Raw genomic sequence first — 11,761 nt, 5'->3', positions numbered from 1 at the left:
TTTTTTTATCCTGCCCAATTATCCCGGTCAAGACTTCGAAAATTGATAGCTTCAGCCAGATGTTGCACCTGAATCGTTGGGCTATCATCAAGATCGGCAATCGTTCGGGACACCTTGAGAATCCGGTCATAGGCTCTTGCAGATAATCCGAGTTTTTCCATGGCTGTTTTTAGTAAATCGGAGGCTGTTGAATCGATCTTACAATACGTTTGCAGATCTGTGTTTTCCATTTGAGAGTTGGCGTGGATTCCGTTTTTTGTTTTGAAACGTTTCTCCTGAATAGATCGGGCGGCTATAACCCGATCTCTTATCGTACTACTGGTTTCTGATTTTTGTTTACCGGACAATTCGTCAAATCCGACAGGTGTGACTTCAACATGAAGGTCAATACGGTCTAATAAGGGACCTGAAATTCTGTTTAGGTATTTTTGTACAATTCCCGGAGCGCAAACACAATCTTTTTCAGGATGATTATAATATCCACAGGGGCAGGGATTCATGGCAGCAACCAACATAAACCCTGCCGGATATTCTACCGTAAATTTGGCACGGGCTATTGTGACCTGTCGATCTTCGAGAGGTTGGCGCATGACCTCTAGAACAGTTCTTTTGTATTCAGGGAGTTCGTCCAAAAACAAAACACCATTATGAGCCAGTGAGATCTCTCCGGGCTGCGGGAAACTACCCCCTCCAACCAGAGCCACATCGCTGATTGTGTGATGCGGCTTTCTGAAGGGGCGCGTGGTGATTAATCCTTTGTCAGCATTCGTTTTTCCGGCTACACTGTGTATTTTGGTCGTTTCCAATGATTCGGCGAGAGACATGGGAGGGAGTATTGTGGGTAGTCGCTTTGCTAACATAGACTTTCCTGCTCCCGGAGGCCCAATGAGTAGTACATTATGTCCTCCTGCTGCTGCAATTTCAAAGGCTCGTTTGATGGTTGTCTGCCCTTTTACGTCACTAAAATCAACCTCGTTTATGTGTATCTTATTATAAAATAACTGTTCGAGGTTGATCTGAACTTTTTCGAATGGTTGGGATTCATTAAAGAATGCTATCACATCGTTTAGGTGGTTCATTCCATATACTTCCATGTTTTCAACTACTGCAGCTTCAGAAGCGTTTTCCTGCGGGATAATAAGACCTTTAAAGCCTTCTTTAGCAGCGCGAAGGGCAATAGGTAGAATTCCTTTAACCGGTTTCAAATATCCATCGAGAGAAAGCTCGCCAAGCAGGATATATTGCTCCAGTTTCTGAGAAAGTATCTGTCCGGTGGCGGCAAGGATCCCGCAAGCAATAGGAAGGTCAAATACGGAGCCTTCTTTTCGGATGTCCGCTGGAGCCATATTGATTGTGATTTCTTTTCCCGGCCATTTAAGGTCGTTCGTACTGAAAGCAGATTTTATTCTTTGCTGACTTTCTTTTACAGCGTTATCAGGAAGCCCGACCAGATAATAATTAATTCCTCGTGTAATATTAACTTCGATAGTTATGGTAGTGGCATCAACCCCGAAAACGGCGCTGCCAAATGTTTTGCAAAGCATGTTAGGTCATTTAATAGGTTAGTGACACAAACATACAAATAAAATCCAGTTTTGACGAAAAATTAATCGTGTTTTTGTTTGTAAAACCAGCAAATCTTGTCTAGAATTGTACCAAAGGATAATTGCGAAAGGGAAATCGAAAAAGCTAGCATTAATAGCTGTGGCTAATAAATTAATCAAACAAGCCTTCGCTATTGCCAAATCAAAGTTGGTTTATGATGAAAATTACCGAAATGTAAATCCCCTATTGTTGAAAAAATAGTTGAATTTTTTCTTGGATTTTACCACGGTTCATTGTTACCACACGTTATTAATTTCTTTTGAAGTAGATATAATAATCTGTCCAATATGTAGAATTCCCAATACGTGGTGGTCCGTGTATTATAACAGCTAACCATTCAGTATCGTAAAGAATGAATTCATTATTTTTTTTTAATTCTTTTAGATTTCTATTTTCTTCTATTTCAAAACACATATCATTTTGAACAAGCTTATTCTGAAAATTACTTTCGAAATCAAATGTTTGGGTAAATTGATATGAGTAATCGTTTATAGAATCGCATGTTGTTATGAATGATTGATTCTTAAAAGAACTCAACAGTATAATTAAAGAGTCAGATAGGTCATTTTTACATCTTCTAGGTACAAAGCTATCATGCATTACTATTGAATCCGTTGTCACAGGTAAATAAACCCATTCGCTATGATAAGTAGAGTCTTGGCTAAAAGCTACTATGGAACACATCGAAAAGAGAATAGAAGCATATAAGTTTTTCATCATTATTTTTTATGTGTGGTAACTAGTGTGTATATACAGTATAGTTGTTATATCTTAATATAGTCACTGTGTAACTAAGATAATGAATCAAATGGATATTGAATGTTTTGAATATCTGAAAATATGATCGTTATGTCTAGTTCTATTGTTGTATTACTGCAATGTCCTAAAAGGGTTTGAATATAACGTAAGTCTGTTTTATTTTTCAAGAATGGTGGTACGGAACGGTGTCGTAGTGTGTGTGTAGCCAATAAATCAGAGAAATCAGCGACCAAAAAGCAGCTACTTTTATTTAGGTGGTTGAGTTCTGAAAACCATATTACGTGAAATCGGGAGATCCTTCACAGACCTCCCGATTTTCTAAAAAGTTTTATCGGACACTAGTGAAAAATAACTATTCCTTAGTTAGACATTATGCTCAATATAATCGATCAGTGAATGAATAACTTTGATATGGATTTCCTGAGCCCGATCCGCATATTGACTATAAGGTGCCCGGATTTCAATATCAACGAGTCCGGCCATTTTTCCACCGTCTTTCCCTGTTAACCCGACAACTTTCATTCCTTTTTCCTGTGCTGCAGCAATAGCGTTGAGAACATTTTCTGAGTTGCCACTCGTTGAAATTGCTAACAGAACGTCTCCTTTTTGCCCTAATGATTCAACAAATCGAGAAAAAATGAAGGCATAGCCATAGTCATTTGATACGCACGACATGTGAGAGGAGTCGGATAGACTCATAGCCGGAAGAGGTTTTCTGTTCTCGCGATATCTTCCTGTCATTTCTTCGGCAAAGTGCATGGCATCACACATAGATCCGCCATTACCACAAGACATGATTTTGCCTCCGTTTTTGATTGCATTTACCATCAGATCACCTGCTTTTTTGATTTGTTCAAAATTAGTTGGATCACTATTGAATTTTTCCAGTATTTCAGCTGCTTCAAAAAAATGGTATGCAATTTGTTTAGTACTCATACGAAAATGAATTTGTTCAAATGTAGTAAATTTCGATACTCAATTTCATAAATTAAGCTATATTTGAAACACAGCTTTAAATGCGAAAACTGTAAAACATGAGAAAAAGTCTACTAACTTTAATGCTATTAACGCTGTCCCTGAGTGTGTTGGCACAAAAGAAACCAGCGAATTGTTTCCAGAAGATGGAAGCAGCTTTTAAAGAAAGAGGAGCTTACACGATAGCAGATGAGATGCACCGAAATGTTATTATTTCTTTCTTCGAAGGAGATGATGATGTAATGTGTGTGAATGGAAAAGTGCGCGTTGAAAATGGAAAAATCAGTTCGGTTTTTCTTCAGTACAGTGATGCTACCTACGAATTAATGGACGTGAAGTTCTACAACCAAAGCAAACAAAATCCGGGTATATCAAATGGTATTTCGGAAATGATTTATACTGCTGACGGACAAAAATTGAAAGTTGTTTTTATCGAGCAACTTCGCCCGAAAAAGAAACAGTTTCAACAGGCAGTTATTCCTGATGATTTGTAGTCAAAAAGATAATATATTAAGAAAGAGTCCGAGAGGACTCTTTTTTTATTGTTAGAATTTTATGCGTAATTGAACGCCAATATCTGATTTCCTGTTTCCTGTTATTGTTTCTCCGGCAGATCCGATTGCCTGAACATTTTCATACAGGAAAATACCATATTTAATCCATAAGTCAAATCTTCTGGCAAATGTCCATCTCATAAGAGCATAAGCGCGCATCCCCGTTCCGGAATGGGCGGGGATATAGAAAACGTTCAACATATTGTTTTCAAAAGCGTAGATTCGTGAATCATAACCATCGGTGTCGAAGAGGGCGTATCTCAAACTGATATCAACAGGAAAGTCCTTTGGTTTGTAAACAATGTCCTGATAAAGCAGTACCCCTTTTTGTCCGGGACTGCTGGGGCGTGTGACGGTAACATATTCGATTCGCGATTTCAACGTGATAAATTCACTTGCCCGGAACGCAAGGTTGAGTCTGTAATTACGTTGTTTAACGTTCTCAATTTCCGTAATCGTTCCATCTTCAAAACGACTGTTCCGCATTCTGTTTTGTTCCCGAAAACGAGCATAAATCTCGAAGTGTCGCGAGGGTTTAAAGGTGAGCTGACTTAAAAACTCACTTCCTGTTGATGGAGCATCTACCTGAAATTTTAACCAGGGAAATTTAAAGAAGTCGATATAGGAATTCAGTAACCATTTGCCGGACAGTCGCCAGGATAACCCCAGAAACATACCGCTCTCATTCTGACTTCTGGATCCTTCACGAAATCCCTGCGAATAAAATGTGTGAAAATCTTTAGGGTAGTGACGATAGAGTGCACTTAAAGCTACTCTCGTGTCTAATGCGATCATTGCACCTTGTAAAAACCCAATGGCTCCGGAACCGGAGCGGACTATTTCACCAAATACATTAGTGTTTTTAATGACATACGAGTAATCTGCGCTGATGTTTAGTAGGTTTTTTCCCCGAAAATCAAATTGATTATAGGGCTGGAGAGGTCTTTCAAAAGAAGAGTTATAGCTATGATGGATGACAGCAATTCCACTAGTAAAACTTGTACTTTTGTACTGAACATAACCACCAAAAATGCGTTCCTGTAAGGCGTTCTTTCTTGCAATCTCGGAATGTGTTCTGTGTAGCCCGGTCATGTTGATTGCCGAAGCAAATTGTTCTTCCTGATTGAGTGTGTCTAATGTTTCTTGTAAGGTAGCATCCACTTTTTTTACAGATGCAAAAGCGGTAACACTAAACTTACCTACTCCGGCTTCAACAGCCGCACCACGAAGAAAACGGGTTTCATCAACTGAAGCATAAGGACGTAATCCGCGGGCATTCTTTTTTATATTGACCACATCGGCTGTTTTGTTGAAAGCATAACCCGACCAAAAATTAATTCCCTGCCCAATTTGTAATTGATAATCTCCTAAAGCAATGGAACGAAGATATTTACCTCCCTGATAAAAGGCGTGAGCGGAGTAAAAATCAAAACCATAGGGATTGGAGCCCCGAAAGAAGGATTCTCCCGGATCTTTTTCCATGGTTACCCCAATACTGAAATTGTTGCGGTAGGTAAAACGGGTTCGCATATAATATCGATCCGGATTTCCGTGGTAATAGGAGTTTGAATTTTCAAATACTGAATCAGGAACATCCTCGTATCCTTTCTTCTGTTCAATATTTCGTTGATAGCGGAGTAAAACTTCTCCTTTCCCAAACTTTAGCATTTCTTTGAGGGAAACGTGTAACTGGTCAAATTTATCATCAACCCGTATAAAAGGGAGTATCATTTCTATTGTTAACAGATCCCAATAGGGGACAGCTTGTACCTCGTATATACTGATTAGCTTCCCGAATTTTTTTCGGTGATTGATTAAAGATACAATTTGTACTTCTGTTAGTAATCCAAGTGCTCTCAACTCTTCTCCGTCTGTCTTGTTGAGGTTTATTGGGTTATCAAAGTAAAAGTGAAGTTCCTCAGTGATTTGTTCCAGTACGACATTTTCGGATTCAAGATTTTCTGCCAGATATTCTATACGTTGCTGAATAATCTCATTTTTTTCTTCAAATTGTGCGTTTGCGCAGAACGAAAGAAAAGAGAATAAAAGAATAAAGATGATATGTCGATAGTAGATGATCATGTACCCCAGCAATAATGAATGGAGACTCCGGTTGTAAAACCGATAATCTGCTTGTAGCTTGATGCCAGATCAATACGTAACCCTTTCAGATTATAACCTAAGCCAAAACTAATTTCCAATGGAGAGGAATGAACCCCCGCACGCAGGAATAACTTTTCAATAGGTTGATACTCTAGTGCACCCTTTATCTGTAAAGGAGATACAATACTTTTTTCAAATTCTGTAGATGCCGTTAGTTTTTGACTGATGATATAACTTGCTCCCAAACGGATTACAGAAGCAAATCGTTCGTTTTGATAGCTTGCAAATCGGGTTCGGGTGATATTATAGATGCTCGCTCCAATGACCCATTTTTTGCCGATTCGGGTAGCTAACCCAAATTCTCCGCTGATTCCATGTTTTGTTCCATATCCTCCGGGGATACTTACATTCAGGTAGTTGATCTGTATACCCATTGCTATATAATCAGTGAGACGAAGAGAGTATCCTGCCCCTGCGCGTGCAGAACGATAATTTTCAAACCCGCTGAATTGAGCTCCGGCTGATATCGTTCCCTTTTTTAATGGTTGGGCAAATGTTAGTCCCTGATAATTTAATTCACGAAGAAAAAAACGATTTTCATAATAGACTCCCACGCCTCCTTGTTCGAGATAACCTAACATACCGGGGTTGTGATGGTAAGCCCAAATGTCATTTATTGTTACTGAAGTATGTCCAAGTGCAGCGGAACGAGCACCTAATTTATAGAGTTCCTGAGCAGTTGTTCCAGTAATAAAAAATACAAAAACCAGTAATAGAATTGAGTAGTAAATTTTCATGCCGGTTGTGTTGAAACAGAGTATGTAACAGGCAATTTACTAAAATTTATTGAAATTAACGAAGTTCGGAATAGAAGCAAAAAACCGGGCGAAATAGTACTGCTTCGCTCGGTTCTTCGCATTCAGGTGTTTATTTATTGATTTTTGTTACCTTAAATTCAGTTCTTCTATTCGCCTGGTGTTCTTCTTCCGAGCAAGGGGTTTTGTTAGAACATTGATTGACCAGTTGCATTTCTCCATATCCTTTACTACTTACCCGTTTTTTGCTGATGCCTTTACTAATCAGATAGGAAACAGCAGAGTTGGCTCTTCGGTCTGAGAGAACAAGGTTGTAATTGTCAGCCCCTCTTGAATCTGTGTGAGAACTTAACTCAATTTCGATCTGAGGATTATCCTGAAGTAGTTTGACAAGGTGATCCAGCTCTTTTGCCGCATCAGGACGAATATCCCATTTGTCAAAATCATAGTAAATGTTTTCCAGAACGATGGGTTTGTTAATGATTATTTCTTCTACTTCAAAATCAGCATAAAAATCTTCCGAGTATTTTTTACCCAGTGTAGAAATGTTATCTGTTCGCGTAAAACATCCTTCTTTTGTGCAGAGTAACAGGTATTCGGATTCAGGCTCAAGTTGTAACCTGAATTTTCCCTCCTCATCACTTTGCATTTCAATAACATTGCCGCTGGTAGCTTCTGTAATCCTAATTGTTACGTTGCTCACAGGAATCGGAGTTCCTTTTTTTCTGGTAAACCCGTATAGGTTAAAAGTGGGAGGTTTTTTGGTGAAGGCATAGATTTTGTCAGCTTGAGTACGGGATGAAGAGACAAAACCGGTGATGTTATCTTCATTTAGTGAAAAGGAAAAGTCGTCTTTAGAAGAGTTAAGCGGATAATTTAAGTTTTCCGGAGTAGCCCACTCTTCTCCCGTAAAATACGTAATAAAAACATCCAGTCCACCCATTGAATTGTGAGAATCAGAAGAGAAATACAGAGAGCCGTCACAGTGGATGTAAGGAAACATTTCATTCCCTCTGGTGTTGATTGTTTCTCCGAGATTTTCCGGGGCAGACCATTTTCCGTTTTTCAGTTCAGATTTATACAGGTCCGTTCCTCCTATACCTCCGGGCATATCGGAGACGAAGTAAAGTGTTTTTCCGTCCTCGGATAAAGTTGGATGTCCTACAGAATAATCATCACTATTAAAGGGATATTCTTCAAGATTTTTCCATTTACCATCTACCAAACTGGCTTTAAATATTTTCAGATTACAGATATTTTCATCGTTTGTTATTCGTTTGTTTTTGTAGTAATTACTTCGAGTAAAATACACGGTTTTACCATCCTTTGAGAAGGTTGCCGGGCCATCATGAAATGATCCGTTGATGTCGCCTTTAAGTGCAGACGGAGGAAGCCAGTTTCCGTTTTCTCCTTTTTCCATATAGTAAAGATTCAGGTAGGACTTTCCCGTCCATTGGCTTTTCCTGTTTCCTGAAAATACTTCTTTATCTGCTGTAAACACAGTTCCGTTGTTATACGTTACGGTTCCAAATGAGTTCGAAAAGTCATCCGTAGGAACCGGAGTTAACTCAAACAGGGTTGTGTCAATATAACGCTCATCAACTGATTTGCAGGAAGCCAGGAGTAACTGAGCTAACAGATCATTTTCGTTGAATGCTAGGTATTTTTCTATCCAGGGAATAGCTTCCTCGTATTTACCGGTTTCCATGAGTACTTTCGCGTAATTCAGGTAATCTATAGCCGCAGGGGAAGGCCTGTTGACTACTTTACTGAAATAGGATCCGGAGATTTCCGGACTACTCATTTTCATATAGGAAATAGCCAGACTTCTTTCTGCTTTTTCGTTATTCATTTTGTTATACGCTTTTGAGTAGTGTTTGACTGCATTGGCGTATGCGTAATTGTCGAAATAACGGTCTCCTTTTCTCATGTGGTGACCACTACATCCTATCAGCATTCCAATGAGGAATAAAGAGGATAATATGGGTATAAACTTTTTCATAAGGCAAAATTTTAAAAGTATCGGGGTGTTTTAGTCTTGATCATGTCTTTTCCGAAATCAATTCCTATCATGATTTCATGTGAACCGGATGAGTGTCTCCGCAATTCGGAAAAAGTGAGATCGTATGCATACCCGATTCGGAAATAATTATTGGATTGATATTCAAGAAGGATTACTCCGGCATCTCCTGATCGGAAAGAACCACCGATCCAGAACATATCCTTAATGAGGACTCCTAAATTTATATCTGCCTGCATTGGAGCATGAGGGAGATATTTTAACAGGACAGAGGGTTTCAGTTTCACATTTTCCGATACTTTGAAAATGTACCCCCCTGTCAGCAGATAGTGCCGATTCAAAAAAGACGATTTATTCAAATTCAAGGAGAAATCACGTCCTTTTTCATACGCAATTAGCGTGGGAATGGAAAATCCGGCATACCAGTTTTTATCTGTGTAATAAATCCCGAAACCAAAGCGGGGAAGTATTTTACTACTGACATTATTCATGAAAACCTGATCATCTGTGTCCCAGATGGTGAGGGAGGTCAACTCGGCACTAAATTGCGATATTCCGGCACTTATTCCGAGGGCAAGACGTCCGTTTTCACTTACCCTGATTCTGTAGGCGTAATTGGCCAGAATAGAGTTTTGTTTGGTGACTCCTATTTGGTCATTGAAGTAAATGAGTCCTAACCCCATTTTCTGACCAGCCAGAGGACCGTCAATCGCACCGATTACCGTTTGGGGTGAGCCTTCAAATCCGACCCACTGTTTTCTGAAGCTAAACGTTGAAGTCCAGTATTTGTGTGAGCCGGCGTAAGCAGGGTTCAGATACAGACCATTAAACATGTACTGACTAACCATCGGATCCTGTTGTGCGTAGGAGCATCCCGCTCCTCCCACAATAAATAGTATACTAATGAGTAAAGTTTTCATAACATTTCATTTTTGGTCAATTTTATCTTCTTAAATCCACGTACCCTTTGAGGGTGATTGTTCCGTCAGCACTTTCGACATGAAGAATGACAAAATAGGTGGCGTCAGGAAGAGTTTCTCCCCGATTGTTATCGCCATTCCAGGTGTTGTCGTAATTGCTGCGTTGGTAAACGATGTTTCCCCATCGGTTGTAGATGGTAAATTCATTGGATGGATAACTCTCAAGTCCCCGGATAACGAAGAAATCATTCTTACCATCACCATTTGGTGAGTAACCGTTCGGCATTTCGAGAATGTCCGGTTGAATAAGTAGCACAGATGCAAATCGGGAACATCCGTTCATGTCAGTTACTGTCAGAGAGTATTCCCCGGCTTGTAATCCGGTGATCGAAGAGGAACTGTCTCCTGTACTCCAGGAGTAATAATAGGGAGCGGTACCTCCGGAAACGAAGGCGTCAATATATCCATTGTCGTTTCCATAAGGGAATACATTAAAAGCCGAGTTGTAAAGTGAAGGATCCAGCTCTAGATCCAGATATTCAGGTTCTGAGATAACAATACTCAGATCAACAGTACATCCATAAGTGTCAGATACGGAGACTGTATAAATTCCGGGTGATAAACCTCCAATTGTAGACTCTGTTTCTCCGTTAGACCATTGGTAAGAATATGGAGCGTTTCCATTTAAGACAGTTACTGTAGCTGAACCGTTGTTTCTTCCACTACAATTTACATTTTCTCCCTGTATACTGGCTAATAAGTTACTTTCAGAAGAGATGGAAAGATTAATCGTTCTTTGACAACCATTTGCATCGGTAACGGTAAGCGAATATTCACCGGAAGGAACATCTGTAAGGTTTATTTCTGAGCTTCCATTACTCCAAGCGTATGAATAGGGCGCTACTCCTCCGCTTACCTGAGTGGCTATAAAACCATTAGAGGCTTCACAGGTAGCACTCGTTACCTGACTCTGAATAATTAATTCTGTCGGTTCGATTACTTCGCCAGTGAATTCAAAGCTACAACCGTTTGCATCTGTAATGGAAAGACTATAGATACCGGCATTCAGATTGTTCACATTTTGGGAAGTAGCTCCGTTACTCCATTGGAATGCATAGGGAAGAGTACCTCCGGATACTTCTGTTTGTATTGCTCCGCTGTTTCCACCGTTACATAACACAGGCATTATTTCGCTTGCAAGTGTTAATTGATCGGGTTGGGAAATAGTTCCTGAAGCCGTTCCTAAGCAACCATTTGCATCTGTGACGATCACGGAATAAGTTCCCGGTGAGAGTCCGGAGAGATCTTCAGAGTCGGAACCATTGGACCATTCATAGGTATATGGAGTAGTACCGTTGTTAACAGTTAGATCCATTGAACCATCTTCAAAATCATAACAAGAGACATCCTCTGAGCTGATAACTGGTTCAGGAAGAGGGTGTATTGTAACGGTGAATGAACAAGTAGAAACGTTTCCTGAAATATCCACTGCTTCATATGTGATGGTAGTTGTTCCAACGGGAAAAGTTGATCCGCTGGCCAAGCCACTTGTTCGGGTTATTGTGGCTATTTCACAGTTGTCACTTGCAACCGGTTCTGAATAAGTAACCACAGGGTCACAACTGAAAATAGGTGCATTACATGAAATTTCGGGAAGTTCATTGTCAATTACTTCGATAGTAAATGAACAGAATGTTTCATTACCGGCTGCATCAATAGCTGTATACATAACAGTTGTTATTCCCGGTTCAAAGAACACTCCCGGACTATGAGAGCCGGATATGCTTGCGTTTGCACAATTGTCAATTACTGTAGGTTCATCCCAATTTACGATGGCTCCACAACTTCCATTGTCGGTGTTAACAGAGATTGCGGAAGGACAATCTACGATTTCCGGTAACTGGTTGTCTTCCACAATTACGTCGAAAACACACTGTACACTGTTTCCTGAACCGTCTGTTACGGTCCATGTCACAATTGTTGTTCCGATGTTGAAAGCTACTCCGTCAA

The 11,761-nt window shown here is 39.8% G+C and carries 8 protein-coding genes and 1 pseudogene; 2 read left to right on the top strand and 7 right to left on the bottom strand.

The genetic code is table 11. The annotated features are described in order from the left end of the window. Window positions 1-5 precede the first annotated feature (5 nt). On the bottom strand, window positions 6-1,544 hold the full coding sequence (locus tag AC4PL9_RS14515) for a YifB family Mg chelatase-like AAA ATPase (RefSeq protein WP_491605471.1): 1,539 nt from the start codon (window positions 1,542-1,544) through the stop codon (window positions 6-8). A 91-nt stretch (window positions 1,545-1,635) separates the two neighbouring features. Here AC4PL9_RS14515 and AC4PL9_RS14510 point away from each other — a divergent pair. Next, a pseudogene (locus AC4PL9_RS14510) lies at window positions 1,636-1,806 on the top strand (IS110 family transposase); the annotation flags it as partial. 921 nt (window positions 1,807-2,727) lie between these two features. Here the strand turns inward: AC4PL9_RS14510 and lpcA are convergent. After that, on the bottom strand, window positions 2,728-3,300 hold the full coding sequence (lpcA, locus tag AC4PL9_RS14505; RefSeq protein WP_491605470.1) for a D-sedoheptulose 7-phosphate isomerase: 573 nt from the start codon (window positions 3,298-3,300) through the stop codon (window positions 2,728-2,730). Window positions 3,301-3,398: 98 nt separating this feature from the next. Here lpcA and AC4PL9_RS14500 point away from each other — a divergent pair, with 98 nt between their 5' ends. Beyond that, window positions 3,399-3,833, top strand: a complete 435-nt coding sequence (locus tag AC4PL9_RS14500; protein ID WP_491605469.1) for a hypothetical protein — start codon at window positions 3,399-3,401, stop codon at window positions 3,831-3,833. A 51-nt stretch (window positions 3,834-3,884) separates the two neighbouring features. Here the strand turns inward: AC4PL9_RS14500 and AC4PL9_RS14495 are convergent, their stop codons facing one another. The 5 genes from AC4PL9_RS14495 to AC4PL9_RS14475 form a co-directional block, all read right to left on the bottom strand. Further along, window positions 3,885-5,975: a ComEA family DNA-binding protein gene (locus tag AC4PL9_RS14495; protein ID WP_491605468.1), complete on the bottom strand. Its 2,091-nt coding sequence runs from the start codon at window positions 5,973-5,975 to the stop codon at window positions 3,885-3,887. Further along, window positions 5,972-6,793 (bottom strand): PorV/PorQ family protein, encoded by an 822-nt coding sequence (locus tag AC4PL9_RS14490; RefSeq protein WP_491605467.1) that lies wholly within the window; start codon window positions 6,791-6,793, stop codon window positions 5,972-5,974. The genes AC4PL9_RS14495 and AC4PL9_RS14490 overlap by 4 nt, the downstream gene beginning before the upstream one ends. A 130-nt stretch (window positions 6,794-6,923) precedes the next feature. After that, on the bottom strand, window positions 6,924-8,813 hold the full coding sequence (locus AC4PL9_RS14485; protein ID WP_491605466.1) for an OmpA family protein: 1,890 nt from the start codon (window positions 8,811-8,813) through the stop codon (window positions 6,924-6,926). A gap of 11 nt (window positions 8,814-8,824) precedes the next feature. Further along, on the bottom strand, window positions 8,825-9,751 hold the full coding sequence (locus tag AC4PL9_RS14480) for a PorP/SprF family type IX secretion system membrane protein (protein ID WP_491605465.1): 927 nt from the start codon (window positions 9,749-9,751) through the stop codon (window positions 8,825-8,827). Between the two features lie 22 nt (window positions 9,752-9,773). Next, the coding region (locus AC4PL9_RS14475; RefSeq protein ID WP_491605464.1) for an HYR domain-containing protein at window positions 9,774-11,761 on the bottom strand (1,988 nt) is incomplete at its 5' end.

The sequence above is a fragment of the Wandonia sp. genome (genome assembly GCF_984588085.1).
This window is presented reverse-complemented; position numbering and strand designations above follow the sequence as displayed.

Excerpts from the sequence above, each read along its gene's own strand:
- AC4PL9_RS14515 (WP_491605471.1), bottom strand. The coding sequence starts at position 1,544 with ATGCTTTGCAAAACATTTGGCAGCGCCGTTTTCGGGGTTGATGCCACT.
- lpcA (WP_491605470.1), bottom strand. The coding sequence starts at position 3,300 with ATGAGTACTAAACAAATTGCATACCATTTTTTTGAAGCAGCTGAAATA.
- AC4PL9_RS14500 (WP_491605469.1), top strand. The coding sequence starts at position 3,399 with ATGAGAAAAAGTCTACTAACTTTAATGCTATTAACGCTGTCCCTGAGT.
- AC4PL9_RS14495 (WP_491605468.1), bottom strand. The coding sequence starts at position 5,975 with ATGATCATCTACTATCGACATATCATCTTTATTCTTTTATTCTCTTTT.
- AC4PL9_RS14490 (WP_491605467.1), bottom strand. The coding sequence starts at position 6,793 with ATGAAAATTTACTACTCAATTCTATTACTGGTTTTTGTATTTTTTATT.
- AC4PL9_RS14485 (WP_491605466.1), bottom strand. The coding sequence starts at position 8,813 with ATGAAAAAGTTTATACCCATATTATCCTCTTTATTCCTCATTGGAATG.
- AC4PL9_RS14480 (WP_491605465.1), bottom strand. The coding sequence starts at position 9,751 with ATGAAAACTTTACTCATTAGTATACTATTTATTGTGGGAGGAGCGGGA.